Here is a 26,336-nt window from a genome sequence, read left to right as displayed (position 1 = left end):
TGAATGGAAAAATTTTTTAGTATTTGTGAATCACCTACTTGGACGGTTGTGGCTGGAAACTTTCTAATTACTTTTGGTGTGATTACACTATTCGAAGACGAAAAGGTCGGCATTATTGATGAAGAAATGAAGAAAGCAAGAGACGATCTCGACAAATAAAAAATGCTGTTGAAAAAATTAGTGGAAAAGGAATCTAGCTATGAGCAATACTAAGAAAATTTGGTTAACGTACTCAGCCTTGGGCTTGGTACTTTCTCTGGTTGTGACTTTTTTGTTGGATAGTTTTCCAGCTCTTAGGTTTATTTCTAATGAAGCTGTCGTATTTGGAATAATGTCCGCTTCAATGGGCGGAGCATTAAAAAAGGCTTCGTCTGGTGAAAGTTAGATTTTATTTAGGACGCTAAATATTCAGTTCTACTTTTTCTTCTGTTTGAAAGGTGTTTTATCGAACATAAAAAAATAGGATACAAACACCGAAGCTATGACAAAGGCCGTTAGTAATATCACTTCTAACATAAGGGGGATCCTTTTGAGCCACTGTCTTTGCAATGGCGTTTTTAATACACAAAACCTGACATCACTACGAAGTAAAACTCATCAGTCTCCAGTAGTTAACCAAACGCAGGAATCGAGTGGACGCGCAATATCAAATTTTACTATGTCATTGACATTAAAAGATTAATGTAAAAAACACAATAATGAAACGTCTAATATTGCTGATTTGAGTCGTCTTGCATCTTTAACTTCGCTCAAACTGGACTAACTTTTTGATGCCAAGAGCGGACGTTAATACCTAATTTATAGACTTTGACCTTCCCCAAAATATTGCTACGCGCTGATTTGCCTTTCTGTGTTAGGGAAATTATCGTAGTTAATATTTTGTAAGTAACCTAGGTGTGCCGCAGTGTCTTATTTGAAAGAATCAATTCTCTTATTACTTGCTGTTGTTTGCTCAGTGCTTTTTGTAGTGGCAATTATTGACATTGCTCGTTACTGGTTAGATACCGGTTTTGACTTGATGTTTCTTGGCAAAAATGTGCTGTATGCGCTAGCAACTGGCTATTGGGTCTGGCGGCTTTTAATTATGCCTTATAGAAAACGGAAAGCACTTGAAGCGGAGAATAATTAAGAAATATTTCGGCTTTGACATTGTCCGGTCTTCAGTTTTTCTGACTGTCTATCAGAGTTAGAAAGTCGTTAAGATGGCGCTAGTATTATTAAAAGTATTGAGGATATTTAACACGAGAAATAGATGAAACGAAGAGACCATGAAGACGCTGTTAATTATACTCTTGGAGTAACCGGAGCCTCGACTGTCATTGCTTTTTTCAGATCAATAACCCAGTCAAAATTTTTAACTGTAATGTTTTTTGTAGGTTCAGTCGCTATTTTTAGCTTCCTCTATTTTCTCTTTGCCGGTTAAAGGGTGCGACGCTACCACCGCTGCTGAAGTATCGAAGAGCTCATAAGTTGGTATCGTCTATACTCGTCCGCTATGAGCGAAAAACGGATCATCAAAACAGCTCCATTTGGAAGCCCAAATAAATGGGCTTGGAGCCACTAAATTGGCAGGTGTGGGTAAGCCTGTTGGCGGTTTTGATAAGCCAGAATATCTGGTTTTTGAATGACGCCTTTATCAATATTGATGGCCCGACGTATGGTTTCATTTTGCTGCCATCCATCCGGTCCTGCGGCTATGGCCGGTAAATGGAAAACCAATGCAGCGGAAATGGAGCGTGAGGCACTTTCCCAAAAATAGCTGGGCGTATGATCAACGGCGTAGTAATCCACTTTTTCAACTTGAAACATGGGATTTTTAAAGGTGGTTGGTTTAGCAAAATAAAAACCCATACCTTCGTCACAACTGACATCAATAATCAAACAGCCCGGTTTGAGACAAGCTTTTTCTTGTTCGATGACAAAGTCGATAGGGTTATTGGTGTCTTGATAGATGCCATTGATAATGAGCCCCGATTCGCTGATCAAATCACACAGTGGCCTTTCTGTACCGTCATGTTCAACCACCATCATTCTTGCTTGATCGGCAGCGCCTGCTCTTAACCAAACATAATGACAATCGAGGACTTCTTCACGGACCTCATGATCAGGTCGCTGAATGCAGATAGTAATATCGCGAAAGCCATGGGCTTTGAGTGCATAAATAGCCCCACGACTGACAGCACCAAAACTGAAGATAAGAGCTTTACGCTGATTACCATAATGGCCGTCTATGCCCTTAAGCTGGAGCGCATGGATAACCCCGCAATATCCCGCCATTTCATTATTTTTATAGAATGTATGGCGGCCAACCTGGCCTTGGGGGCCCCAGACATACATATCTTCAAAAGCGATTAAAGTCTGTTTTCTATCAATGGCAATCTGGGTGACTTCCCGTTGCTGTGTGCAATGAGGATAACCCCAGAGTACGCCGCCGATCCGCAATTGCTCAAAATCGGCAAGTACTGGTTTGGCGATAACAACCGTGTTCATGGTTTCTAACAACTCGTCTCTTGGTGCTAATCCTCCCACCTGAGCGGCAAGTTCAGCATCATCAATACCAAAGCGTTCGCCATAGCCTGTTTCAAAAATGAGTTGCTTACGTATTTTTTCGGGGATCCTCGATAAATGTTCCGGATGTATCGGCACGCGCCGTTCATCTTCCTTTTTAGAGCTGCCAATAACGCCTAGTGAAGTCATATTCATGGTATTGCCTTGTGCTTGAGCGTTTGAACCAACAGTGGTTGGCAATTCTTACTGCAAGCGAGAATGAAATGTGCAGGTACTTTGATGTGGAGAATAGGTTTTGATTGTAAATGCGAGAAAACTGGAGCTTGTGAACCTAAAAAAGCTATGTTGAGAGTGTAACACAGTTCGGGTTTTCTATCTGAATATTAAGGACCACCTACAACTCCGACCCACAAGCATAACCACTACTCCAGGCCCACTGGAAATTAAAGCCTCCCAACCAGCCGGTTACGTCCAGCACTTCGCCAATAAAGTACAGGCCGGGTTGTTTCTGGCTTTCCATGGTTTTGGAGCTGACTTCGTCGACGTTTACGCCACCTAAGGTGACTTCGGCGGTGCGGTAGCCTTCTGTGCCGTTGGGTTTTAGCTGCCAGCGGTTAAGGTTGTCGGCTATAACCTGAAACTGTGCGTTCGAGGTGTCGGCCAGTTTGTTGTTCAGCGGCCATTGGTGGTGCTCTGCTAATGCGGTCACCACTCGTTTGGGGAAGTGTTGCTGTAATACGGTATTAAGCTGGGTTTTGGGTTGTTGCTGCTGTTGTGTTTTCAGCCACTCAAAGGCGTCTAAGTCGGGTAGCAGGTTAATAGTAACGGCTTCGCCGGGTTGCCAGTAGGAAGACACTTGCAAAATGGCCGGTCCGCTGACGCCACGGTGGGTAAACAGCATGGCTTCGCGGAAATAGCCGTCGTGGGCTTCTGCGCTTACGGGTACGGCCACACCTGAAAGCTCGGCAAAGCGGGCCTTTTCGTCGTCCTGCAGAGTAAAAGGCACTAAACCGGCGCGTACCGGCACAATGGAATGCCCAAACTGTTCGGCAATTTGATACCCCAACGGGGTGGCGCCCAATTTGGGCATAGATAACCCACCACAGGCAATAACCAGTTTGTCGCAGCTATAGTCGCCGCGGTTGGTTTCAATGCGGTAGTTGTCGTCGTAGTCTACCGACACAATCTCGGTGCGTAACTGAACTTTGGCGCCGTGTCGGTCGCATTCGCTCATCAGCATGCGCACAATGTCTTTGGCGGAGTCGTCGCAAAACAACTGGCCTAAGGTTTTTTCGTGGTAGGCAATGCCGTATTCAGCCACCAGGCCAATAAAGTCCCATTGGGTATAGCGGCTGAGTGCCGACTTGCAAAAATGCGGGTTGGAAGACAGAAAATTCTCGGGGCCGGTGTAGATATTGGTGAAATTGCAGCGACCGCCACCGGAAATCAGAATTTTCTTACCTGCCTGCTTGGCGTGATCCAATACCAGCACCGACTTACCGCTCTGTGCGGCATGGGCGGCGCAATGCAGCCCCGCCGCGCCGGCACCAATAATAATCACATCCCACTTCGACATTATTTTTGCAACTGCTTCAGTATGTACTCGGCTTTGCTTACTTCAAAGGACTTGTCCTCTTCTACAAACACGCCTTTGACTTTGCCGTCGGTGATGATCATCGCGTAGCGCTTAGAACGTATACCACCGAAGTTGCCGGTGTCCATGCTAAGGCCCATTATCTGGTTGTACGCGCCATTGCCGTCGGACAATAACCGAACCTTTTCTCCGATCCCTAGCGACTCGCCCCAGGCCTTCATAACAAAGGCGTCGTTTACAGCCACACAATTAATGCTCAGAACGCCTGCTTCTTTTAATGCTTCGGCGTGTTCTACGTAGCCGGGCAGATGTTTCTCCGAACAGGTCGGAGTAAAGGCGCCAGGGACTGAAAACAGTACGTGTTTGCCTTTGGCAAATATCTCTGCCGGGTCATAGTTCTGAATGCCAAGATCACCTTTGCTGGTCAGTGAACCTGATGGAATTTTATCGCCTTCTTTAATTTGCTGACTCATGAAAACCTCGTTTTATGTAAACATCAAAGCGATGCTTTTTACTCTTAATTTGACTGTTTGGTTCACGCCCGGCCAGGAAAGGTGCGCTGTTCGAGCGCTTAACCACCACCCGGAACTTGGCCAGGGCGAGGGCGGGTTCCAGCAAAGTATCAGAGTCTTCGTCACTGCCCACCAACTGCTGGAACATTTGCATGTCTTTTTTTACCTGGGCCTTTTGCTTGCCGGTTTTTGGGTACATGGGGTCTAAATAAACCACGTCAGGCTCATGGGTGAAGCCTTTACCCGTATATAAATTGTCAGTACCGATTAAATGCATTCGCTGGCAGGTTTCACCAATGAAGTCGGCTTCTTGTTGGGCTCTGTGCAGGCCGTTATCGAGCAGCGCTGCGACAACCGGATGCCGTTCAATAAGCTGCACATTACAACCTAAGCCTGCCAGAACAAAAGCGTCCCGCCCCAGGCCGGCGGTGCCGTCGACAACCGATGGTTTAAACTGCCCGGTGACACCAACTGCTTTAGCAATAGCTTCGTTTTTTAACTGTGTGTTCTGAGCGCGGTAGGCGGCTTTACCCTGATGAAAATCGACGATTAAAGGCGACATTTTCTGTGGGCTTTGCAGCCAGTGTAGTGCCAGTACCCCGTCGATCAGCCAAAGCTGAAAAACGTCATTATCCGTGGTTTCAAACGGCAGTCCCCAGCGCTCCGCAATGGCTTTTACCTCAACGGTTTCAGCATCGCTGTCTGCAAGAATGGGAACCCGAGCCGTAGTTGTCACTGCGCAGCCTTGCGTTGCATATCAATGTGTGGAATATCGTCTTCCAGATACTCTTCGCTGATGGCGTCAAAGCCAAAGCTTTGGTAGAACTTCAGCAGATAAACCTGTGCGCCTACCCGAATTGGGGCTTTGGGGGCATACTCTTCAAGATAGTCGATGCTGCGCTGCATAACTTCAACACCCAGCTTCTGACCTCGCACTTTTTCGTGCGTTATCACTCGGCCAATACGTGAATAGCCGGTGTCCGCGGTGGCCAGGTATAGCCGGGCGTAGGCGATCATCTCGTCAGCCTCATTGCGGGCGTACAAATGTAAGGCCTGCTCATCGGCGCCGTCAGCGTCCAGGTAAGGACAGGCTTGCTCCACCACAAAAACTTCCTGCCGAAGTTTCAGTAAGTCGTAGAGATCGTGCAGTGAAAGGTCGTTAAATGCTTTTAAATGCCAGTTCATGTGCCTACTTTCTTCAATGAGTTGCTAAGAGAAACCACGTTACTTTTATTGACTTCGCTATCATATAAGGCGAGCAGCTCGGCTACGGGTTTGCGACCGTCGCCTTTTTGACTGATGCTGCGCGAAACCGACAAGCTGCTGATATCGGCATGCTTGTACAAGGCGCGGGTGAGGTCGGTGTCGTGGTTGCTTATCAGTACCGGAATATGGCGTTTTTTCGCAACCTGCACCGCGCGGCGAGCTAATTCGTCCTGGTCAGTCAGGCCAAAGCCACCGGTGGCGTAGCTGGTAAAGTTAGAGGTCTGGTCCAGCGGTGCATAGGGTGGGTCGCAGTAAATTACATCGCCTTGTCGCGCACGTCGAAACACCTGCTCAAACGGGCGGCAAATAAACTTAGCTTTGCGCGCCTTCTCGGCAAAGTGTTCAAGTTCTTTTTCCGGGAAATACGGTTTGCGGTAGTCACCAAAGGGCACGTTAAAAATGCCTTTGCTGTTATAGCGACACAAACCGTTGTAACCGTGCCGGTTCATATACAAAAAAAGCAAAGAGCGAAAGTAAGGGTCGCTGCTGGCATTAAAGGCGGCGCGCAGGGCGTAATAAGCGTCGGCCTGGTTGTTACGATCAACGAAGAGTTTGCGGGCGTCCTGAATAAAAGTTTTCGGACGGCGCTTCACAAACTGATACAGGGTAATGAGGTCCTGATTAATGTCGTTAAGCAGGTAGCTGTCGTAGTCGGTATTCAGAAAGACTGAACCGGCGCCCACAAAAGGCTCGATGAGCTTTTTACCTTGCGGCAAGCGTGCTGTTATCGGCTCGATAAGTGAGTACTTACCGCCTGCCCATTTTAAAAATGCCCGATTCTTCTTCATGCGCCGGCCGTTGGTTTATCCTTTGCGGATTGTAACCCAAAGGCCGGGGGATGAAAATTGCTGACTGCGTGATTCGTCCCGCTACTGGCTATTAATGTCGCTTTGTACACTGGCAAACGACTTAGCCCAGGGTTCCATTTGCTGCACTTCAGCTGGCAACTGCGTGGCGGCTGCACGTGCTTGCTCAATGCTGGGGTAGCTGCCAAAGATAACCACATAACGTTGGTCGGCACGCTGGTAAACCTGGGTATTTCCGGCTATGTCGTAGTCGTTACGGAAATCGCGCAGTAGCTGCGGGTCGCTGATAATGCTGATTTGCAGCGTATAGTTACCGGAGCTCTGATCCAGCGCCCATTGGGTCTGGAACGGTAGCGCACGTTGGGGCTGCTGCGGTTGCGGCTTAGGTTGTTCTGCTTGAATTTCCGGTTCCGGCTCGGCTACAACGGTATCAATGCCCGACTCAGCTGCGGACGGTTGGTCAGATGAACCAACGGGCTCGGCTTCCTGTGGCTGTTGTTTTTTAATAAAGCCCAGCGAAATTTCGCCCTCTGTAATTTCAGAGGCCGCGACGGTGTTTAATGTACCTAACGCATTGCGGTAAGACGCCGCTAATTCTGCAGGAACCAGTTCTAAAGAGCGCTCGGTTAAAGGCTCAAAACTTGGCAGGCTGGTGGCTTGCTCTGTTGCTTCTGCTGTTGTTTCAGCTGCGCGCTCTGTCGTGTTGTTTGCAGCGTCTCCTGCGGTCGTTTCTGCCGGTGCCGCTGATTCAGGATTCACTTGCTGCCAATAGGCGGTTAACTGTTCTTTATTCAAAAAGCCGGCAAAAGCCAGACTAATAACTACTGTAACTAAAATAATGGGCCAAAGGCGCATTTTCCGACGGTTGTTTTGTTCCGGGCTATGTTTCGCTGTGCTTTGTTCGCTAGCGTCTTTATCGTCCGCATTCTCATCTGTGTGAGTGTCCCGATAACGGGCAGCTTGAGTGGTCAGAGTAAATTGCAGACGTTGCTGAATTTCACCGGGAAACCCATGAATGGAATTTAAAAATTGCTGAATGCGTTCCAGATTCCAGAAGCTGCGTTGTTTTTCTGGCAATAAAGCCTGCACAAAGCGAATTTGCTCGTCATGGCTAAGCGGCTGAACTTCTATCATAGTTGGTCCCTGCACACGCAGGTGTGGTGCCGGACGCTGCTGCTGAGCCCAGCGACTGTCGCCGGTAATAATAATGCTGGTGCGCTGACCAATGGCACTCAGTTGGGTAACGGTAGAAATGCATTCGGCCATAAAGCTTTCGGACAGCTGTTCACCGTTATCAATAACAACAATGGCGTGCTTTAGCGGGCGCTGGCGTTGAATTTGGCGACTTAACGACTCGTCGTTAATGCTGATAGTACCGAACAGTTGGTTCAGAATTTGGGCGCGGAGCCGGTCATTGGTGGAACGCTCGTTGGCGCTGATAAAAGCGACTTCAGCGTATTCTGACGCTTGTTCAAGAAAGACTTCAGCAATGGTGGTTTTGCCGCTGCCTTCTTTACCGTGCAGCATAATAAGCGACACGCTCTGCTGGCACTGCTCGTGCAGCTGGTCAATAACCTGCTGTTGGCTCGGCTTGGTTTTTACCGGCGCGGCAACAATATGTTGTGGGCTTGCAAGTGCTTGCATCTGTCTGTTCCTGTCTGTCAGCCGAATAGAGATAACGCGTTGGCGTTAGCAACATTCAGTGATCACAGCAGCAACGGTATTGTGTTCTACAGTACTGACGACTTCAGCCTGACCAATAGCAACCGGAAGAACAAAATGCAGCTGACCGTCTTTTACTTTCTTATCGCGCTGCATGTAATCTAACCAGTCCTGCCAGGGCATTTGTGGCCCCTTTGTTGGCAAGCTAAGTGCCAGCAGTAAATCTTTAATGCGTCGAAAATCTGACGAATTGAGCCGCTGTGTCACTTCTGACAGCTTAGATGCAATTATAATGCCAGAAGCTACAGCCTCGCCGTGTGTCCAGGCGCCGTATTCGGTGGCGGCTTCAATGGCGTGGCCAAAGGTGTGGCCTAAATTCAGCAATGCCCGCAGGCCTTTCTCGCGCTCGTCTATCGCCACAACGTCGGCTTTAATTTCGCAACTGCGTTGAATAGCGTAGGTCAGTGCGGCCGGGTCTTGTTGATTTAATTCTTCGGTATGTTGTTCCAGCCATTGGAAAAAGTCGGCGTCGTAGATAACGCCGTATTTTACGATTTCGGCTAAACCGCTACGGTAGTCACGTTCGGTAAGGGTTTGCAGGCAGTCAATGTCGATAACCACAGACTTAGGCTGATAAAAAGCGCCAATCAGGTTTTTGCCCTGAGGGTGATTAACCGCCGTTTTCCCACCCACGGAAGAGTCAACTTGCGACAATAACGTGGTCGGAATTTGGTAAAAATCGACACCGCGTTGAAACGTTGACGCCACAAAGCCGGCTAAATCACCTACCACACCGCCGCCTAAGGCGATGATGCCACAGTCGCGGTTAAAGCCTGCGTCTATCAGAATATCCATGGCCTCGGCGTAGCTGTCCAGGCTTTTGAACTGCTCGCCGTCGCGCATTTCAAACACTTTCACCTGGTGACCGGCAAGGCTTTTTAATAACGGCTTAAGGTAGTACTGACTAATGGTCGGGTTGGTGATGACCAGCAGCTGTTGATTAAGATTGTGCGGAAGGCGCTCTACATAGTTGGGTAACAGGGCGTTACCAATGTAGATAGTGTAGCTGCGTTCACCTAAAGAGACGTTAACCTCAGCCATGAACGCAGCTCCTAATCTTACCCGAGACCGGTAATAGATTCGAGTTGATCGATAATGTCGTTGACGACGAATTTTGCACTTTGCTCATCGGTTTGCACCGTGATATCGGCAATTTCTTCGTACAAAGGATCGCGCTCTTGTGCCAGCTCTTCAAGCACTTTGCGTGGGTCTTCAGCTTCGGCAATTAGAGGCCGGCGCTTATCACGCTGAGTACGAGCCAACTGCTTCTCGATAGGGGTTTTTAAATACACTACCACACCCCGAGCCGATAACCGATTACGGCTTTCTTTGCTCATGACCGAGCCGCCACCTGTCGCTAAGACGATGCCCATATTTTCGGTAAGCTCTTCGATCACTTTTTCTTCGCGTGCACGAAAGCCTTCTTCACCTTCGAGCTCGAACACCCAACTGATTTCGGCACCGGTACGGCGCTCAATTTCAGAATCTGAGTCGTAGAACTCTAAATGTAATTGTCTGGCGATTTGACGGCCAATCGTACTTTTGCCAGCCCCCATGGGCCCAACAAGAAAAATATTACGTTTCTCAGCCATATTCCTGCTTACATCATTGGTTAAAATTAGCTGTAACTCACGAATCCGGAGTGTCTGGAGACGTCCCCCAACCCAACGAAAAGAAGCGCGATTATCGCAACTTGAGCCCACTTTAGCAATAGTAATCGGCTTTTGGACTAACTTTGTGGCAATATCGTTGGTGTTACAAAAATCATAAGTTCCCGCTTTTCATCGCGTTGCTGCTGATGAGAGAACAATTTCCCGATTAATGGCAGCGTCCCTAAGATGGGGACGCGACTGTCATCATTCAAGTTATGTTCCTGAAAGATTCCGCCCAGAACGATAGTTTCTCCATTTTTTGCCAGCACCCGAGTCGACATTTCCTGAGTGTCGATAGCAACAGCGGGGCCGGTTGGGGTGGCAACGGTATCGCCGCGCGTGTTCTGAGTAATGGTCAATTCCATTAAAACATGGTTATTGGGGGTAATTTGCGGCGTAACGCTTAAGCCCATAACCGCTTTTTTAAACTGCACGGCGGTAGCACCATGTGCGGCGGTTTCAACATAAGGTATTTCGGTGCCTTGCTCTATGTAAGCGGGCTGTTGGTTCGACGTGAAAATTTTTGGGCTGGTAATAATTTCTGCTTTGTTCTCCTGCTCCAGCGCAGTGAGTTCGAGATCCAGCAGAATATCGTCACTCAGCCGCGCCAAATTGGCAGAAAAAGTACCGGCGGGTGCGGCGGTAGGCAGGTCTACCTGCATGCCTTTAACAAAACTGCCTGCGTCCTCGGGTATCGCCAGACCGTATTCCGAAACGCCCCAGCGAATGCCTAGCTCTTTACTGACATTCGCTTTTACGGTGACCATGCGGGCTTCAATCAGCACCTGCTTAACCGGCACGTCCAGGTCATTAACTAACTGACGTATGGAGTTCAGCTGTTCTGGTGTGTCCCTTACTATGAGGGTGTTGGTACGTTCGTCGACGCTTACCGCACCGTTTGGTGAGAGAAAGCTCTGCTCCTCGTTCTTTAACAGCTTGGCTAAGTCGCTGGCTTTTGCAAAGTTAACGCTGAGTAAAATAGAACGATACTCGCTGCTATCTGTGGGGTGTTCACCCGCAACATCAATGCGCAGCATAGAGCCCTGCAAACGAATAGCGAGATCATGGCTCTCAATTAACGTTGCAAACGCGTCCTGCCACGCGACACCATTGAGTTTCAGGCTGGACTCACCTATCACGTTGTCCGTCATCAATATGTTCAGCTGATGCTGATCCGCTAATAATTGTATGAGTTCCCGCAGTGGCATTTTGCGAGTGTTGAGTGACACTGGTTGTAAGCGCTGCTGTTCGCTAAGCAGGCTTTGCCAGTTCTTCTCAGTTGCATAGACAGGCGACACAAACTGCAAACTCAGAGTAGCCAGCAGTAAAAAGACATAAAAAGAGAGTCGTGTTGGTATCATTGTGAGGAACTGTCCTTAGTTAAATGGAGTTTCAGCGGCTTTGCTGACCAGCATCCCGCTTGCTTTTGCCAATGCTTAAATTCGGCGTATTCGCCGTTAACGTCTTGCAGCTGTATGAGTGGGTCAGCTATCCAGCTACTCTCCGTGAGTGTCAGCGGTGGTTGATTCGGTATTTTCAGCAGAGCTTTTTTAACCGGAGAGGTTTGAGTAGCAATTAACTGCACCAGCGACCAGTCGCTAATGTGAATATCACTTTGCATTTCAGGTTTGCCCAAACACTCGATAGGCTCTGCGATAACGTCCGGGAAGTCTGATTTAAACAACGAATGGGCGCTAGGTTCTGAGGGCGCTGGGCTGCCAGCCGATAACCAGAGAAATTGCCAGCTTAATTTGCCGCTGTTTTCCCCGGTGTCACGCCACTTTAATGTTTGCGTAAACGGGAACGGCTGTCGCATTTCCTGCTGCGCCTGCATGATAGAAGCGACCAACCGCAAAGCGTTCTGGTAAGTTCCGTTAGCACCAACCAGCCACTGCTCAGCGTTTTCCGGGCTTTGTTGATAATAAAGATCGACATTGTTTTGCCTTGCCGCCTGCGTTAATAAAGTGGAGACATCCGTCTCTGGATGCTCCTTCAAAACTGGCTCGGTTTGTTGGGGAACCTCAGGAACGGACTGCTGTAGTTGTTTCTGTTGCGTCCTAAGCTGCTCATTCAGCTGGCTTGCCTGATAGCCGGTAAGAAAGTAGCTGACACTAATAGCCGCTACCGTGAAAAGCAGAACAGCGCTGCCCCATAACCATAGGGGTTTTTTAAATGATTCAGCCATTCTGTTCAGCTCCGCTGTCCACGTTTTTCTGAGGACTTGTGTAGGAGAACACCACACCTTGCTGAGGCAGTAGTTGCTGTCTTAGTCCGGGTTTTACTAACTGCTTTTCCAGCCATAGATACTGTTCATTAACCTGCTGTATCTGCCGGTAGATGGCGGTGAGCTTCATTTGTGATTGGCTTAAGGAAAGCTCGCGCTGCTGGAATTGGTGCCGTGTTCGCTCAAGCAGAGCGTAAAATGCGTTGAGCATCTCGTGGCTAGTATGCTTTCGGTGGATAAAGGCCTTTTGCAACTGTTGCTGTTTTTGGTAAAGCTGCCAGCGTTTTCGTTGAGCGTTCTGCTTTTCCAGTACCAGCTTTTGCTCCGCCAGCTGGTGATTTAAGTTGCTCAGGTAGCTCTCATAAGAAATGATCCACTGTACAGATAAAATGCTGATAATAAGCAGCAGGAGAATACCCAGACAATGCAGTGCGCGGTAGCGCAGCCATACGCTTTGTTCCCGCCACTGCAACAGGTTTAGCGATGCCATTGACTGAACCCCCGCAAAGCTAAACCCAGTAGTACTAGCTCGTTGTCCAGGGCTGAAATAATGGGGGCGACGTTGTTCTGGAAAAAGGGAGCCGTAGAAAGCGCCAGATGCTTCAGTTGTTGCTGATTAGAAAGTTGTCGTTCAAGTTGCGACTGAATGGCTTTATCGCCAAAACTCATTACCCAGCTGAATTGATGAGAAAGCTGAGCCTTAAGCAAAAAGCTCACTAAATTGTTGGTGTCGACAGAGTCCAGCCGCTGAAAGACGCCGTTTTTACAATAAAGCAAAGTGGATTGTTGCTGACGGAGATCAACGACTACCCACTTCATGTTGGTCTCGAACTTGGTATTGTCAGGCCAAAGGTAAGGCAATACCGCATTAGCTGCCCGTACTACTGACTGATATACGGGTTCAATCACCTGCACCGGCATTTTCAGTGGTGCCAGTAATGCCAATAAATTCTCCAGTGCCGAGCGCTGGCCAATAATCGCTTCTGCTTCTTGCCCGTGGCTATGAGTGCAGTAGTCGTAGCTTATGCCGGTATTGCGTTTTAATTGTGGTGGTAATTTCTCTAGTAATTGCTCTTCAACTTGCTGGTTATTGTCTAACGAAATTTTCTGATAGTGGGTTGCGCTGTAGTCCAGTGCCGAGACAATGCTGTCTGGTTTTAAGCCCTTGTCGGTTAAACTGCTCTGGTGCTGCTGCGAAAAATGTTCGACAACAAAATGCCGCCCCCTGCGGGACAATTGTAAAACCAGACAGTTTTCACGATTAATTTGCACAGCAAGTGGTTGTTGCCGAAGTAATGACATTAGACAATATCCTTATTGTAGAAAAGCCAGATGCAAGCGTAGTGTTGTGAACAAAAATCCTCCATAATAGTCAGTAAGACTTATGAGCTAATTTATGTCGGCAATTTCGGTTTCAACACTCAGGTGTAATTTTTGGTTTAAGTTCTTGCGTAATAAAATGAAGTCATGGAGCAGATAATTGAAGTGGTTTAAGCGGCTAATCTACACCTTGCTGGTGTGTATTCTTCTTGGCGGGGTAACGGTTGGTAGCCTTTACTTATATGTTAAGCCCGAGCTACCCAGTGTGGAAACCCTACGGGACGTGCGTTTGCAAACACCTATGCAGGTGTTTACCGCAGACGGTGAGTTGATTTCGCAGTTTGGTGAAAAACGTCGCATTCCGGTGGACTTAGAAGACGTCCCCCAACCTCTTATTGATGCTTTTCTGGCAACCGAAGACAGTCGCTTTTATCAACATTTCGGTGTTGACCCAATTGGTGTTGCCCGTGCCTTTAGCGTATTGCTCACCACCGGTGAAATTCAGGAAGGTGCCAGTACCATTACCATGCAGCTGGCGCGAAACTTTTTCCTGAGCTTTGATCGGGCCTGGATGCGCAAGGTGAAAGAATCTTTTATTGCGGTTCACATTGAACAGCTGCTGAGTAAAGATGAAATTCTTGAGCTTTATCTGAATAAAATTACCTTTGGCCACCGTGCCCATGGTGTTGGTGCTGCCGCCCAAGTGTATTACGGTAAGCCGCTAAGCGAACTGACGCTGGCGCAAATGGCAACTATTGCCGGTTTGCCTAAAGCGCCATCTAACCTGAACCCCATCTCAAACCCCATCGCCTCTAAAGCGCGTCGCCGCGTTGTGCTATTGCGCATGCTCGATGAAAAGAAAATTACGCGCGCAGAGTTTGAAGAAGCTGCTAATGCACCCGTTACAGCCCGTCGACACGGTGCCGAAGTGACAGTTAATGCGCCTTATCTGGCGGAAATGGTGCGTCAGGAAATGGTGGATCGTTATGGTGAAGACAAAGCCTATAACGAAGGCTACAAAGTTTACACAACCATAAGAAGTGACGTACAGCTGGCTGCACGTCAGTCTATCTGGGATAACCTGCACAGTTATGATGAGCGACACGGCTACCGCGGTCCCGTCAGCATATTGTGGTCTGCAGAGAAAAACGAAGAGCCTGTTAAAGAACCTGCTATACGACAGTATCTGGAGCAGTTGCGTGTTATTGGTGCAGTAACGCCGGCGGTTGTGACCGCAGTCGGAGAGCAGTCGGCTGAGGTATTAGTTAAGGGTGAGGGCAAGTTAACCCTGCCATGGAAAGCGATGCACTGGGCTCGAGAGTATCTGAACGAGGAACGCCAGGGACCGCCACCGGAAACCGCAGATGAAATTATGCAACCGGGTCATGTTATTTGGCTGCGCCGGGTGAATGACGACAGCGAATGGCGACTGGCGCAAATTCCTGAGCCAAGTTCTGCAGTGGTATCTTTGCGCCCGGACGATGGCGCTGTTGCCGCTGTTGTGGGTGGTTACAGTTTCCAGCTGAGCCAATACAACCGTGCGTTGCAGGCAGAGCGTCAGGTAGGTTCTAATATTAAACCTTTGATTTACTCAGCCGCGTTTGAAGAAGGTTTAACCCTGGCTACGCTGGTGAACGATGCACCCATTAATCAGTGGAACCCTGGCTCTGGCGTAGCCTGGCGACCGAAAAACTCGCCGGAAGTCTATGAAGGCCCTATCCGTTTGCGTAAAGCTCTGGCTAAGTCCAAGAACGTAGTTTCGGTGCGTTTAATTCGCGAATTGGGGGTTAAAAAAGTGGCGGATCATTTGGCTAAGTTTGGTCTCGATCGCTCAAAAATCCCTGAAAACGAATCGCTTTCTCTGGGTTCTTTGTCAATGACCCCCATGCAAGTAGCTCGTGCTTATGCGGCGTTTTCTAACGGCGGTTTTCTGGTAGAACCCTACTTTATCAAACGCATTGAAGGCGCCGACGGCAACGTGATTGAGGAAACCGACCCGCTGCGCGCCTGTTTTGACTGTGACAAGCCAGCTCCGCAGATCATTAGCGAGCAAAATGCGTTTTTGGTTGAGCAGGCAATGAACTCAGCAGTATGGGGCGGTGGCAGCTGGGCGAATGGCACAGGCTGGAACGGTACGTCCTGGCGTATTCAGCGTTCTAAACCCATTAATGAAGCTGTTGGTCGCAACATTGCCGGTAAAACCGGTACCACTAACGATGTCCGTGATACTTGGTTCTCAGGTTTTACATCAAACCTTGCGACAACTGTGTGGGTGGGGTTTGATGACGTTTCCCGTAAACTGGGACGCACGTCGAAGCACCCTGAAGTTGATTCCAGTCAGCAGGCAATCACCGGCGGTGAAGCGGGTGCGAAAACCGCGTTGCCGGGCTGGATCTTGTTTATGGAAAAAGCACTGCCATTGTTTCCGTCGAGTGACTTTGGCATTCCGCCGGGAGTGGTGAATGTCCGTATTGACTTAGAAAGTGGAAAGTTATCACACAAAAGTGACTACACCACGCGGTTTGAATACTTTATACGTGGTACAGAACCAACGGAGTACAGTCGTGATAACGGTCAGTCTAATGGCGATATCTTTCAAGAAGATGATGACGACTTATTCTAGCCAGATAAAATCTGTGTAATAACAAATTAGTGGGAGCGTTAAGCTCCCACTGCCAGTTTACTCAGTAACTGATTTAGGTCCGACTGCACGCCACCGGCGGTAACGTGTTTACCCGCGCCAGGCCCGCTAATAACTAATGGCATTTCTGAATACCAGTCGGTGTAGATAACAAAGATGTTTTCACCGGGTATTAAGTTAGCCAGCATGTCTCCTTCCGGAATGTACTCAATACCAACCTGAGCAGTAACTCTTTGTTCGTCACTGACGGTAAAGCTGGCCAGCAGTCGCGGTACTTTGCCGTCTTTAGCCGCTTCGTCCAGCATGGCTGTCATAGGCTCATCAAGTTCCGATAAGCGCTGCATAAACTCGCTAAGTGGCAAGTCACGTAAATGTTCCGGCACCAGACTTTTTACTTCAATGTCCTGCCAGTCCAGTTTTAAGCCAATTTCGCGTGCCAGAATCAGTAACTTACGCACCAAGTCCTGACAGGACAAATCTTCACGGGGGTCAGGCTCGCTGTAACCCCGCTCTTTGGCTTCTTTTACCAGTGAACTGAACGTGACTCCTTTGGTGAAATTCTCAAACAGCCAGGACATGGTGCCTGAGAAAATGCCGGAGATGCTGCGAATTTCGTCGCCGGAATTACGCAAGTCGTTTATGGCATAATTCAGCGGTAATCCGGCACCCACCGTGGTGTTGTACAGCCATTCGCGCTTGTACTCGTGCTGAATGGTACGAATTTCCCGGTACAGCGCCTCGTCGGCAGAGCCCGCGCGCTTATTGGCGCTGATAATATGCAGGCCGTTTGCGAACAAGCTGGGATACAGCTGCGCGACTTGTTGGGCGTCGGTTAAATCAATCACCACCAGTTCGTCGTATGGCGCATTGGGGAGCTCGCGCAGCAGTTCCGTGAGTACATAGGGTCGTGCCAGGCGGTCGAAGTCTTCGGCCCACTGAGTGAGCTCTACGCCATTGTAATCCAGCCATAAACGCCGGGAGTTAGCGATGCCCATAACCCGAACGTCCATCACTTGATTAATACGGTCACGCTGCTGGCGGAACAGTTCCAGCCAGGCTGTCCCAATGTTGCCGCGACCAATAACCAGCACGCCCAGGCTGCGACGGTAGTTAAATAATTGGCTGTGCAGACGATTGAGTAAACGGTTATCAAGCTTTTGCTCCAGAATAGCAACAGCAGAGTCACCGCTCTGCGTCAGAGCAAAGCGTCGTACTTTTTGTTCGGAAAGTTGCAGTTTAAAGGTCGAGAACTGGTCGGTTTCCTGAATGCGGTTACCGACAATGGCCAGCATAGAGTATCCGCGAATTTGAGTTATGGCGTCACCGGCCCCCAGACTGTCTAACCAGCCGGTCAGGTAGTCTAAGTGGTTTTGATGAAACACCAGATATTGCTGATGATTCTCCGGCTCGGTCCAGCTGACCAGCGGCTCTAACTCCAGTTCGTCCAGACGTTTTACTAAGGCTTTATCGTGCAGCTCAACCTTAAAGAGCACCACCTCAGACAGTGAAGTGAAGACTTTTCCGCGAGGCTGGGTATTCTGGAACTGACCAATACGCGTTTGCTGATTTTCTACTTTCAAACTGGAGCGAACGGAAATGACCATGCGCTGGCGGTCGACCGGCTGAAAGGTTCTTGGATGCAAAACCGGGCTGCCAAGACGCGCTAGTTCTTCGGCTTCGGTCCAGTCTAATGTCGGTAAGCTGACTACGCGCTCAACTTTACGCGGGTCTGCCGAATAAACGCCGGCCACGTCTTTCCAGATAGTAACCTGGCGTGTATCCAGCAGACTGCCGACTAAGGTCGCTGAATAGTCACTGCCGTTACGCCCCAGAGTTAAGCTCTCGCCGTTTAAACCGCGGGCGATAAAGCCAGTAACAATAAAGCGGGTGCCCGAGTGAGGAGCTACTCTTTGTAATAGCTTTTCACGAGAGTGTTCTACCTGAATAACGGGCTCAGGGGCATCTGCGGCGAGTAAAAAGTCCCGGGCATCAATGTGGTCGGCGCGGGTGCCCTGTTTTTGCAGTAAAGCTGATAACAAGCGGGCGGACCAAAGCTCACCGTAGGACAGTAACTCGGCATTATGGTTAATGATTTCGTCGCCCTCTAACCATTGACGCCAGCGGATGAAGTCTTGCTGAGATTGTTGCAGCAGTTGCTGCTGTAAGTTACCGCTTAATAATTCGGTGATCAGCCCTTGCTGAAAACTCTCTAATTGATCGAGCAGAATGCTGGCGGTGTCGCCCGGCTGTGCTTTGGCATTAATAATGGCAAGAATGCGGTTGGTTGTGTCTCCGGCTGCGGAAACGACGACTAGGTCGCTGGCACCGGCGTACTCGGTTACAATACGGGCAACGCGGCGATAGCAGAACGCATCGGCAAGACTGCTGCCACCAAACTTATGCACCTGAACGCTGTCGGCAACGGCTTGCTTTTGCTCTTCTGTGAGCTGAGTTGTTGTCATTCCGCCTTCCTTAACTACTCGCTTAAATTAGGTAACTGCTACTAAGGCTAAAATATTGTCAGGCAAATGTCAGTAACTTTTAGCCATCTAGACGGATAAAATTTGACGGGGTCGCTCATTCGGGTACAATTCATTATAACTTATGTGGTTTTGTTATATAGTGGGATAGTAACAATGAAATGGAACGGCGAATATATTTACCCTTATGCTGAACACGGTCGTAAGAGTCAGCAGGTGAAAAAAGTTACGGTCTCAATACCCACGCGTGTATTAAAGGTACTGACCGATGAACGAACCCGTCGCCAAGTTAATAATCTTCGCCATGCTACCAACAGCGAACTGCTTTGCGAGGCGTTTTTACATGCTTTTACCGGTCAGCCACTGCCGGAAGATAAAGACTTACAAAAGTCCAATCCGAATAAAATCCCCAAGGCCGTGCGCGAAGAGCTGGAAGCCCGGGGATTACCTATTCCGACCGACGAAGAGCTCGACGATTAATCCTGCATATAATTTTTCGGTAAATCGATTTTAGCTGCGCCGGACTTCACCGCAGCTTCCGCAACGGCACGCGAGACCCGTGAGCACAAGCGCGGGTCAATTGGCTTAGGAATAATATAATCACGACCGAAGGTTAATTCTTTGACGCCGGCTGCTTTTAATACTGATTCCGGCACTGGCTCTTTCGCCAGCTGGCGAATGGCCTCTACTGAGGCAACCTTCATTTCGTCATTAATCGCTGTAGCTCGCACATCTAACGCGCCGCGAAACATAAACGGGAAGCATAAAACGTTGTTCACCTGGTTCGGGTAGTCCGAGCGCCCGGTTCCCATAATCAGGTCATCACGTGCCGCCATAGCGGTTTCTGGTTTAATCTCCGGGTCGGGGTTAGAGCAGGCAAATAGAACGGGGTTTGGCGCCATAAGTTTCAACTCTTCTGCGCTGAGTAAGTTTGGCCCTGAAACACCCACGAAGATATCGGCACCTTCGATAACATCTCTTAGCGTGCGTTTATCGGTATTGTTGGCAAACAGCTCTTTGTATTCGTTTAAATCGTCACGACGGGTGTGAATAACGCCTTTTGAGTCGAGCATATAAATGTGCTCACGTTGCGCGCCACATTTAATTAAAAGTTCCATACAGGCGATGGCGGCAGCACCGGCACCAAGACACACAATGCGAGATTCCGATAGCGTTTTGCCCTGAATTTCCAGTGCATTCAGCATACCGGCGGCAGTCACAATAGCAGTACCATGCTGATCATCGTGAAACACCGGAACATTGCAACGCTCTATTAAAGCTTGTTCAATTTCAAAGCATTCGGGCGCTTTTATGTCTTCTAAATTAATACCACCAAAAGTGTCGGCAATGTTAGCAACGGTATTGATAAAGTCTTGCGTGGTACGGTGACTCACTTCAATATCAATAGAGTCCAGTCCGGCAAAGCGCTTGAATAATAGAGCCTTACCTTCCATTACCGGTTTTGACGCCAGTGGTCCCAAATTTCCCAAACCAAGAATAGCCGTTCCGTTGGTAATAACCGCCACCATGTTGCCCTTGGCAGTATAACGGTAAGCAGCGTCCGGGTCCTGAGCAATTTCCCGAACCGGTTCTGCTACGCCCGGGCTGTAGGCGAGAGCTAGATCTTTGCTGGTTTCAGCAGGAGTGGTCAGTTCAACCGAGATTTTACCCGGAGTCGGGTATTCGTGGTAATCCAGTGCTTGTTGGCGAAAATCTGTCATGCGGTGATACCTGAGTCTGGTTATCAGAATGCTAATTAGTCTATCGCTTTTAGGCTAAGAAACAAATCTTACCTGCGTCTTTATGCTCTTAATAAGGCTAACTAAATTTAACGAGTGTTTAAAAGTACACCAGTTAACTTTTCTTTAACAACGGGAGGTTTAGGCGAGCGGACACAAAAAAAGGCGCTGTTTAGCGCCTTTCTCTTAACATCTGCTGTTAAGCAACGTTTTCTATAGGTTTTCTCAGGCTTATTTCTTGCCCAGAGCGCCAAAACGTTTCTTAAACTTATCAACACGACCGCCAGTGTCCATTACACGCTGCTTACCAGTGTAGAACGGGTGGCACTCTGAACAGACGTCCAGGTGAAGATCTTCTGAGCGGGTTGAACGCGTTTCGAACGTGTGACCGCAAGAACAGCTGACTTTTAAAGTCTCGTACTTAGGATGAATACCTTGTTTCATGGGGTTACCTCAGTTATGGGCCGCATCGCCATTCGATCCAAAGCCGAACACCATGCGCAAAAAAACATCAATGAATTAAGAGCCGCGCATTTTATGTGATCCTGCGTCTGTGATCAAGCAGAATCTGCTGCCTTGTATTCTGCGCGGCAGCGTTCCAGAATAGAGCCATGAAGCAAGCCAACACCGGCAGCGAACGACGTTATAAAGTCGCACTGCCGCTACCTCTTCGACAAACCTATGACTATCTGTGCAAAAGTGTCGAGCCACTGCCGCAGGGAGTCCGCGTGCGTGTGCCTTTTGGCCAGCGTCAGTTAGTGGGGTATGTGGTGGCCGAAGCCACTGACGAACCGCCAGAATTTGCACTGAAAGCGGTTGTTTCGGTATTGGATGAGCAGCGACTGTGGCCGCGTGATATCTGGCAACTGGTTCGCTGGTCAGCTGATTATTATCACCACTCGTTGGGTGACGTTGCTGCCAATAGCCTGCCAGTTTTATTGCGTAAAGGCGATGCGGCGGAATACCTGACCGAAACTTTTTATGCGTTGACCGATTTAGGCCGGGCTCAATCCATTAATGATTTAAAAGGGGCTGCAAGACAACAGCAGGTGCTGGCGGCGCTCAAGAATCAGCCGCTCAGGCGTAGTGATTTAACCGACATGGGCGTAACCTCAGCCGTGCTTCGTACCTTGCAGGATAAAGGCTGGATTGACGTGCGCGAGCAGGCTCCGATTAAGAATCAGGGCTGGCAAGAACAATCATCGGTGCTAAAAGAGCAGGGTCATGCGCTAAATACCGAGCAGGCAGTCGCGGTTTCAACCATTAACCAACAGCAAAAGCACAGTGCGCTGCTGCTGGAAGGGGTTACCGGTAGTGGTAAAACCGAAGTGTATTTGCAGGCTATGGAGCCGATGCTGGAGCGCGGAGAGCAGGTGTTGGTGCTGGTACCGGAAATAGGCCTGACCCCACAGACTTTGCAGCGCTTTAAAGAACGCTTTGACGCGCCGGTGGTCATGCTGCACTCAGGTATGAGTGACAGAGAACGTTTAAATACCTGGCTGGATGCAAAACACGGTCATGCGGCAATTATTATCGGTACCCGGTCGGCGGTGTTTACACCCTGTCAGAAACTCGGGCTTATTGTGGTCGATGAAGAACATGACTTGTCCTACAAACAACAGGACGGCTTTCGTTACCATGCCCGGGACATTGCCATTAAACGGGCGTCGTTGCTGAATATTCCGCTGGTGCTGGGTAGTGCAACGGCCTCGCTGGAAACTTTGAATAACGCGGTTAGTAAGCGTTTTCACTGGCTTAAGCTGGGGCAGCGAGCTGGTGGCGCACAAATGGTTAAACACGAACTTATTGACCTGAAACAGCAGCCCATTAAAGCCGGCGTTTCTAAAGCATTGCAGGAACAAATTCAGGTAGAAATTGAACGCGGTAACCAGGTACTGCTGTTCCTTAACCGTCGTGGTTTTGCACCGGCGTTAATGTGTCACGAATGTGGCTGGCTGGCGCAGTGCCATCGTTGTGACGCTTATTACACCGTACATAAAGCTCATCACCAGTTGCAGTGTCACCATTGCGGTAGCCAGCAGCGCATACCTAAGCAGTGCGGTTCCTGTGGTTCCACGCACTTAATTTCGCACGGCGTGGGTACCGAGCAGTTAGAGCACAGCCTGAAAGAGATGTTTCCCGGGCGCGGCGTGTTACGCATTGACCGGGACTCCACCCGCCGCAAAGGCCAACTGGATGATTACCTGCAAAAAGCCACAAATAACGAGTACCCCTTGTTGGTAGGCACGCAGATGTTGGCCAAAGGCCATCATTTTCCGCATGTCACTCTGGTGGCGCTGCTGGATGTCGATGGTGCGCTGTACAGTGCGGATTTCAGGGCAGCAGAGCGCCTGGGCCAGCTTTATACTCAGGTGGCGGGTCGCGCCGGGCGGGAGCACAAAGCCGGAAAGGTGGTATTGCAAACCCATCATCCCGAACACGACTTAATTCAGGACTTACTCAACAACGGCTATTCACACTTTGCCCTGACCGCGCTTGCCGAACGCCAGCAAAGCGAGCTGCCGCCATTCTCTTATTTGGCGCTGTTCCGTGGCGAAGCAACCGACAGAGATTCAGTGGTACAGGCCATGACTCAGATTCAACAGCTAATGCCGCAGGTGGACGGTGCATTTTTACTGGGGCCGATGCCAGCCTTAATGGAGCGTAAAGCGGGTCGTTACCGCTATCAATTGCTGTTACATTGTCAGTCGCGAAAATTGCGTTTTCAGCTTATTGAACATTTGTTGCCGCAAATTAACGCCTTGCCGTTATTGAAAAAAGTGCGCTGGTCGCTGGATATTGATCCACAAGACTTCAGCTGATTAACAACTAAGCGGTTTTTTTTATCGAGCGTAGCGATTAAACTAAGCGCTTTGAATTTCCTCTTCGATTTTTCATACAGGTAGTCGCATTAATGAAAGAACAACTTGAACAGTTACTGGCCGAAGCCATTGGTCAACTTAAAGCACAGGGCACAATTCCGGCGGATCACTCAGTAAACATTCAGTTGGACCGACCCCGCGATAAGTCGCACGGTGACTTTGCGACGAATCTGGCATTAATGCTGGCAAAGCCGGCGAAATCGAATCCGCGACAGTTGGCAGAAGCCATTGTTGCTGCGGTTCCGGAAAACACTCTGCTGTCGAAAATGGACATTGCGGGTCCGGGTTTTATTAACTTCACTATTTCGCAGGACCAGCTGAAAGACCAGCTAACCGCTATGCTGAACAGCGACAGCCTGAACGTGGATGTGGCTGACGAAAGCAAAACTATTGTTATTGACTACTCTTCGCCTAACCTGGCGAAAGAAATGCACGTGGGCCATTTACGTTCAGCCATTATTGGTGATGCCGTGTCACGCGTGTGCGAGTTTTTAGGTCATAAAGTCGTTCGCCAGAACCACGTGGGTGACTGGGGTACGCAGTTCGGTATGCTTTTAGCGTACATGGAAGCGCTGGATAACCAGTCGGCAGAATATGAGCTGAGCAACCTGGAAACCTTTTATAAAGCCGCCAAGCAGCGTTTTGACGAAAGCGAAGAATTCGCTGACCGTGCACGTCAGCTGGTGGTTAAACTGCAGTCGGGCGACGAGTATTGTCTGAAGCTGTGGAATCAGTTTATTGATGTGTCATTGAGCCACTGTCAGGACGTTTACGACCGCCTGGGTGTTAAGCTGACTCGTGACGATGTAATGGCAGAAAGTGCCTACAACGACAAATTGCCGGGCGTTATTGAGCACCTTCGCGAGAAAGGCCTGTTGACTGAAGATCAGGGCGCGCAGTGCGTGTTCCTTGAAGAATACAAAGGCAAAGAAGGCGAGCCGCTGCCTATTATTGTGCAGAAAAAAGGCGGAGGGTATCTTTATGCCACTACCGACTTAGCCGCCATTGAATACCGTCAGAAAGAACTGGGCGGTGATCATTTGATGTACTTTGTGGACGCCCGTCAGTCGCTGCATTTCGATCAAATATTCACGCTGGCTCGCAAAGCCGGTTTTGTGGAAGGCGATATACAGCTGAACCATTACGGCTTTGGTACCGTGATGGGTAAGGACGGTAAACCTTACAAAAGTCGCGACGGCGGTGTGACCAAACTGGCTGACTTATTAGATGAAGCCGAACGTCGTGCGCTGGAGTTATTGCAGCAAAAAACTACCGACCTTACCGAAGAGCAGCAGAAACGAGTTGCTGAAGTGGTGGGGATTAGCTCGGTTAAATACGCGGACTTATCGAAAAACCGTACCAGCGACTACATTTTCGACTGGAACCACATGCTGACCTTTGAAGGCAACACGGCACCTTACCTGCTTTATGCTTACACCCGTGTGAACAGTATTTTTGATCGCTTGGGTGACACCGCTTTTGATCGTGGCGCAGACATTATTCTGAGTGATGAACGTGAGCTGGCGCTGGCCAATCAGCTGGTTCGTTTTAACGAAGTACTGCATCAGGTTCAGGATAAAGCGATGCCGCATTTCTTATGTGGTTTTCTGTTTGATTTGGCCGGTCGCTTCTCCAGTTTTTACGAAGCCTGCCCAATTTTGAATCAGGAAGACGAAGCGCTTCGTAACAGCCGCCTGAAATTGTCGATGTTAACGGCTAATGTGCTGAAGCAAGGTCTGGAATTGCTGGGCATTCCAACTCTGGAGAAAATGTAACGCACTATGGATTACGCGAATCGTAAGCCAAAGTCGCCGAAACGTAAGCCGACTAAGAAAAAAGGAACCAATAAAAAACAGCAACGCGGCGCAAAACCGGTTGCTGAGCGAAAACCGGTGCCCTGGTTTGTGGTCGCTGTTGCCATTGGTCTCATTGCTTTCTTTGCCTATATTCTGGTGCAAATTAGCGGTAAGTCTGAACAGGTTGAACAGCCGCAGGTGCAACCACCTCCGGCGGACTTATTGCCGAAAAAATCGGCTGAGCGCTGGCGTTATATTGAAGAGTTAAGAAGTAAAGAAGTAGAAGTGGATGTGCCGGAACGTGAAGTGGGTCCACCGAAACTCATGCAATGTGGCTCTTTCCGTCAGCAGGAGGACGCCGAAAGGTTGCGTGCACAAATTGCGATGGCGGGGCTTGAATCTCAGGTGCGCTCGACTGAAGGCAGTAACGGGCTTTGGTACCGGGTTATTCTGGGTCCTTATGAAACCAAACGCGATGCCGAACGTGATCGCCATAAATTGCAGCGTAACCAGGTGTTTGGCTGCGCAATCTGGAACTGGAATATCGATTAGTCGATATTCACCATTGAAAAATACGATATAGACCCTCAAATACTTGTCATCGACGTCACTAAGACAAAAAAGAGGGTCTTGATTTGACTACTATCGTATCTGTTCGCCGCGGCGATAAAGTTGTTATTGGCGGTGATGGCCAGGTTTCTCTGGGTAATACCGTAATGAAAGGCAACGCGCGCAAAGTGCGTCGCCTCTACCACGATAAAGTGCTGGCAGGCTTTGCCGGCGGCACTGCTGACGCTTTCACACTGTTCGAACGCTTTGAATCCAAACTTGAGCAACATCAGGGGAACCTGATGCGGGCGGCTGTGGAGCTGGCAAAAGACTGGCGTACCGACCGTGCTTTGCGCCGACTGGAGGCATTGCTTGCAGTTGCGGATAAAGAAACGTCATTAATTATTACCGGTAATGGCGATGTTGTGCAGCCGGAAAATGACTTGATTGCGATTGGCTCCGGTGGGCCGTTTGCGCAGTCGGCAGCAAGAGCTTTGCTGGAAAATACTGACTTAAATGCCCGCGACATTGTGCAAAAAGCACTGACCATTGCAGGCGATATTTGCGTGTATACCAACGGCAACCAGACCATTGAAGAAGAAGAGTCAATTGCTGAAGACAAAACGAAGCAGGGGAAAAAATAAG

The 26,336-nt window shown here is 49.1% G+C and carries 25 protein-coding genes; 9 read left to right on the top strand and 16 right to left on the bottom strand.

Annotation, left to right across the window (positions count from 1 at the left end; translation table 11 throughout):
- Positions 1-3 precede the first annotated feature (3 nt).
- From Q5L94_RS06940 to Q5L94_RS06930, 3 genes are all read left to right on the top strand, one after another.
- Positions 4-159: a hypothetical protein gene (locus Q5L94_RS06940; RefSeq protein ID WP_317497720.1), complete on the top strand. Its 156-nt coding sequence runs from the start codon at positions 4-6 to the stop codon at positions 157-159.
- A gap of 40 nt (positions 160-199) precedes the next feature.
- Positions 200-385 (top strand): hypothetical protein, encoded by a 186-nt coding sequence (locus Q5L94_RS06935; protein WP_317497719.1) that lies wholly within the window; start codon positions 200-202, stop codon positions 383-385.
- Positions 386-904: 519 nt separating this feature from the next.
- Complete coding sequence (locus tag Q5L94_RS06930) at positions 905-1,129, top strand: hypothetical protein (protein WP_317497718.1); 225 nt, start codon at positions 905-907, stop codon at positions 1,127-1,129.
- 431 nt (positions 1,130-1,560) lie between these two features.
- On the opposite strand, the gene Q5L94_RS06925 is transcribed toward Q5L94_RS06930, so the two are convergent.
- From Q5L94_RS06925 to Q5L94_RS06865, 13 genes are all read right to left on the bottom strand, one after another.
- Complete coding sequence (locus Q5L94_RS06925; protein WP_317497717.1) at positions 1,561-2,703, bottom strand: N(5)-(carboxyethyl)ornithine synthase; 1,143 nt, start codon at positions 2,701-2,703, stop codon at positions 1,561-1,563.
- Positions 2,704-2,902: 199 nt separating this feature from the next.
- Positions 2,903-4,084: an NAD(P)/FAD-dependent oxidoreductase gene (locus tag Q5L94_RS06920; protein WP_317497716.1), complete on the bottom strand. Its 1,182-nt coding sequence runs from the start codon at positions 4,082-4,084 to the stop codon at positions 2,903-2,905.
- Entirely contained in the window at positions 4,084-4,575 is a 492-nt protein-coding gene (locus Q5L94_RS06915) for a peroxiredoxin (protein WP_317497715.1), read from the bottom strand. The genes Q5L94_RS06920 and Q5L94_RS06915 overlap by 1 nt, the downstream gene beginning before the upstream one ends.
- Entirely contained in the window at positions 4,559-5,350 is a 792-nt protein-coding gene (locus tag Q5L94_RS06910; protein ID WP_317497714.1) for a class I SAM-dependent methyltransferase, read from the bottom strand. Before Q5L94_RS06910 ends, Q5L94_RS06915 begins: the two co-directional genes overlap by 17 nt.
- Complete coding sequence (locus tag Q5L94_RS06905; RefSeq protein WP_317497713.1) at positions 5,347-5,799, bottom strand: GNAT family N-acetyltransferase; 453 nt, start codon at positions 5,797-5,799, stop codon at positions 5,347-5,349. Before Q5L94_RS06905 ends, Q5L94_RS06910 begins: the two co-directional genes overlap by 4 nt.
- Positions 5,796-6,668, bottom strand: a complete 873-nt coding sequence (locus Q5L94_RS06900; RefSeq protein WP_011235699.1) for a Dam family site-specific DNA-(adenine-N6)-methyltransferase — start codon at positions 6,666-6,668, stop codon at positions 5,796-5,798. The genes Q5L94_RS06905 and Q5L94_RS06900 overlap by 4 nt, the downstream gene beginning before the upstream one ends.
- Positions 6,669-6,749: 81 nt before the next feature.
- Positions 6,750-8,330, bottom strand: a complete 1,581-nt coding sequence (locus tag Q5L94_RS06895; protein ID WP_317497712.1) for an AAA family ATPase — start codon at positions 8,328-8,330, stop codon at positions 6,750-6,752.
- A gap of 45 nt (positions 8,331-8,375) precedes the next feature.
- Entirely contained in the window at positions 8,376-9,449 is a 1,074-nt protein-coding gene (aroB, locus tag Q5L94_RS06890; RefSeq protein ID WP_317497711.1) for a 3-dehydroquinate synthase, read from the bottom strand.
- 17 nt (positions 9,450-9,466) lie between these two features.
- The gene (gene aroK / locus Q5L94_RS06885) at positions 9,467-10,000 is read right to left on the bottom strand and encodes a shikimate kinase AroK (RefSeq protein ID WP_317497710.1); all 534 of its coding nucleotides are present in this window, start codon (positions 9,998-10,000) and stop codon (positions 9,467-9,469) included.
- Between the two features lie 137 nt (positions 10,001-10,137).
- Positions 10,138-11,421 (bottom strand): type IV pilus secretin PilQ, encoded by a 1,284-nt coding sequence (locus tag Q5L94_RS06880; protein ID WP_317497709.1) that lies wholly within the window; start codon positions 11,419-11,421, stop codon positions 10,138-10,140.
- A complete protein-coding gene (locus tag Q5L94_RS06875) occupies positions 11,418-12,245 on the bottom strand; it encodes a hypothetical protein (protein ID WP_317497708.1) in 828 nt (275 codons plus the stop codon). The genes Q5L94_RS06880 and Q5L94_RS06875 overlap by 4 nt, the downstream gene beginning before the upstream one ends.
- On the bottom strand, positions 12,238-12,774 hold the full coding sequence (locus Q5L94_RS06870) for a hypothetical protein (protein WP_317497707.1): 537 nt from the start codon (positions 12,772-12,774) through the stop codon (positions 12,238-12,240). The genes Q5L94_RS06875 and Q5L94_RS06870 overlap by 8 nt, the downstream gene beginning before the upstream one ends.
- Positions 12,762-13,586, bottom strand: a complete 825-nt coding sequence (locus tag Q5L94_RS06865; protein ID WP_317497706.1) for a hypothetical protein — start codon at positions 13,584-13,586, stop codon at positions 12,762-12,764. The genes Q5L94_RS06870 and Q5L94_RS06865 overlap by 13 nt, the downstream gene beginning before the upstream one ends.
- Before the next feature lie 178 nt (positions 13,587-13,764).
- Here Q5L94_RS06865 and Q5L94_RS06860 point away from each other — a divergent pair, with 178 nt between their 5' ends.
- Positions 13,765-16,227, top strand: a complete 2,463-nt coding sequence (locus Q5L94_RS06860) for a PBP1A family penicillin-binding protein (RefSeq protein WP_317497705.1) — start codon at positions 13,765-13,767, stop codon at positions 16,225-16,227.
- A 38-nt stretch (positions 16,228-16,265) separates the two neighbouring features.
- Here the strand turns inward: Q5L94_RS06860 and Q5L94_RS06855 are convergent, their stop codons facing one another.
- The gene (locus Q5L94_RS06855) at positions 16,266-18,707 is read right to left on the bottom strand and encodes a bifunctional aspartate kinase/homoserine dehydrogenase II (RefSeq protein WP_317497704.1); all 2,442 of its coding nucleotides are present in this window, start codon (positions 18,705-18,707) and stop codon (positions 16,266-16,268) included.
- Between the two features lie 174 nt (positions 18,708-18,881).
- Between Q5L94_RS06855 and metJ the strand changes: the two genes are divergently transcribed.
- Positions 18,882-19,205 (top strand): met regulon transcriptional regulator MetJ, encoded by a 324-nt coding sequence (gene metJ, locus Q5L94_RS06850; protein ID WP_317497703.1) that lies wholly within the window; start codon positions 18,882-18,884, stop codon positions 19,203-19,205.
- On the opposite strand, the gene Q5L94_RS06845 is transcribed toward metJ, so the two are convergent.
- Together Q5L94_RS06845 and rpmE are read right to left on the bottom strand one after the other, a co-directional pair.
- Positions 19,202-20,446, bottom strand: coding sequence for a malic enzyme-like NAD(P)-binding protein (locus tag Q5L94_RS06845; protein WP_317497702.1), 1,245 nt, complete (start codon positions 20,444-20,446; stop codon positions 19,202-19,204). The two genes, metJ and Q5L94_RS06845, sit on opposite strands and share 4 nt — an antisense overlap.
- A gap of 249 nt (positions 20,447-20,695) precedes the next feature.
- Positions 20,696-20,908 carry a 50S ribosomal protein L31 gene (gene rpmE / locus Q5L94_RS06840; RefSeq protein WP_054490333.1) on the bottom strand — a complete coding sequence of 71 codons (213 nt, stop codon included), beginning with the start codon at positions 20,906-20,908 and terminating at the stop codon, positions 20,696-20,698.
- Positions 20,909-21,075: 167 nt separating this feature from the next.
- Here rpmE and priA point away from each other — a divergent pair, with 167 nt between their 5' ends.
- From priA to hslV, 4 genes are all read left to right on the top strand, one after another.
- On the top strand, positions 21,076-23,286 hold the full coding sequence (priA, locus tag Q5L94_RS06835) for a primosomal protein N' (protein WP_317497701.1): 2,211 nt from the start codon (positions 21,076-21,078) through the stop codon (positions 23,284-23,286).
- Positions 23,287-23,378: 92 nt separating this feature from the next.
- Positions 23,379-25,121 carry an arginine--tRNA ligase gene (gene argS / locus Q5L94_RS06830; RefSeq protein WP_317497700.1) on the top strand — a complete coding sequence of 581 codons (1,743 nt, stop codon included), beginning with the start codon at positions 23,379-23,381 and terminating at the stop codon, positions 25,119-25,121.
- Positions 25,122-25,127: 6 nt separating this feature from the next.
- Positions 25,128-25,694: an SPOR domain-containing protein gene (locus Q5L94_RS06825; protein WP_317497699.1), complete on the top strand. Its 567-nt coding sequence runs from the start codon at positions 25,128-25,130 to the stop codon at positions 25,692-25,694.
- Between the two features lie 83 nt (positions 25,695-25,777).
- Positions 25,778-26,335: an ATP-dependent protease subunit HslV gene (gene hslV / locus Q5L94_RS06820; protein ID WP_011235683.1), complete on the top strand. Its 558-nt coding sequence runs from the start codon at positions 25,778-25,780 to the stop codon at positions 26,333-26,335.
- The last annotated feature ends 1 nt before the right edge of the window (position 26,336 follow it).

Source organism: Idiomarina sp. Sol25 (assembly GCF_033052775.1).
GTDB lineage: Bacteria > Pseudomonadota > Gammaproteobacteria > Enterobacterales > Alteromonadaceae > Idiomarina.
The sequence above is the reverse complement of the archived record's forward strand: the minus strand, read 5'-3'. Positions and strand labels throughout refer to the sequence as shown.

Excerpts from the sequence above, each read along its gene's own strand:
- Q5L94_RS06940 (WP_317497720.1), top strand. The coding sequence starts at position 4 with ATGGAAAAATTTTTTAGTATTTGTGAATCACCTACTTGGACGGTTGTG.
- Q5L94_RS06935 (WP_317497719.1), top strand. The coding sequence starts at position 200 with ATGAGCAATACTAAGAAAATTTGGTTAACGTACTCAGCCTTGGGCTTG.
- Q5L94_RS06925 (WP_317497717.1), bottom strand. The coding sequence starts at position 2,703 with ATGAATATGACTTCACTAGGCGTTATTGGCAGCTCTAAAAAGGAAGAT.
- Q5L94_RS06920 (WP_317497716.1), bottom strand. The coding sequence starts at position 4,084 with ATGTCGAAGTGGGATGTGATTATTATTGGTGCCGGCGCGGCGGGGCTG.
- Q5L94_RS06915 (WP_317497715.1), bottom strand. The coding sequence starts at position 4,575 with ATGAGTCAGCAAATTAAAGAAGGCGATAAAATTCCATCAGGTTCACTG.
- Q5L94_RS06905 (WP_317497713.1), bottom strand. The coding sequence starts at position 5,799 with ATGAACTGGCATTTAAAAGCATTTAACGACCTTTCACTGCACGATCTC.
- Q5L94_RS06900 (WP_011235699.1), bottom strand. The coding sequence starts at position 6,668 with ATGAAGAAGAATCGGGCATTTTTAAAATGGGCAGGCGGTAAGTACTCA.
- Q5L94_RS06895 (WP_317497712.1), bottom strand. The coding sequence starts at position 8,330 with ATGCAAGCACTTGCAAGCCCACAACATATTGTTGCCGCGCCGGTAAAA.
- aroB (WP_317497711.1), bottom strand. The coding sequence starts at position 9,449 with ATGGCTGAGGTTAACGTCTCTTTAGGTGAACGCAGCTACACTATCTAC.
- aroK (WP_317497710.1), bottom strand. The coding sequence starts at position 10,000 with ATGGCTGAGAAACGTAATATTTTTCTTGTTGGGCCCATGGGGGCTGGC.
- Q5L94_RS06880 (WP_317497709.1), bottom strand. The coding sequence starts at position 11,421 with ATGATACCAACACGACTCTCTTTTTATGTCTTTTTACTGCTGGCTACT.
- Q5L94_RS06875 (WP_317497708.1), bottom strand. The coding sequence starts at position 12,245 with ATGGCTGAATCATTTAAAAAACCCCTATGGTTATGGGGCAGCGCTGTT.
- Q5L94_RS06870 (WP_317497707.1), bottom strand. The coding sequence starts at position 12,774 with ATGGCATCGCTAAACCTGTTGCAGTGGCGGGAACAAAGCGTATGGCTG.
- Q5L94_RS06865 (WP_317497706.1), bottom strand. The coding sequence starts at position 13,586 with ATGTCATTACTTCGGCAACAACCACTTGCTGTGCAAATTAATCGTGAA.
- Q5L94_RS06855 (WP_317497704.1), bottom strand. The coding sequence starts at position 18,707 with ATGACAACAACTCAGCTCACAGAAGAGCAAAAGCAAGCCGTTGCCGAC.
- metJ (WP_317497703.1), top strand. The coding sequence starts at position 18,882 with ATGAAATGGAACGGCGAATATATTTACCCTTATGCTGAACACGGTCGT.
- Q5L94_RS06845 (WP_317497702.1), bottom strand. The coding sequence starts at position 20,446 with ATGACAGATTTTCGCCAACAAGCACTGGATTACCACGAATACCCGACT.
- rpmE (WP_054490333.1), bottom strand. The coding sequence starts at position 20,908 with ATGAAACAAGGTATTCATCCTAAGTACGAGACTTTAAAAGTCAGCTGT.
- priA (WP_317497701.1), top strand. The coding sequence starts at position 21,076 with ATGAAGCAAGCCAACACCGGCAGCGAACGACGTTATAAAGTCGCACTG.
- argS (WP_317497700.1), top strand. The coding sequence starts at position 23,379 with ATGAAAGAACAACTTGAACAGTTACTGGCCGAAGCCATTGGTCAACTT.
- Q5L94_RS06825 (WP_317497699.1), top strand. The coding sequence starts at position 25,128 with ATGGATTACGCGAATCGTAAGCCAAAGTCGCCGAAACGTAAGCCGACT.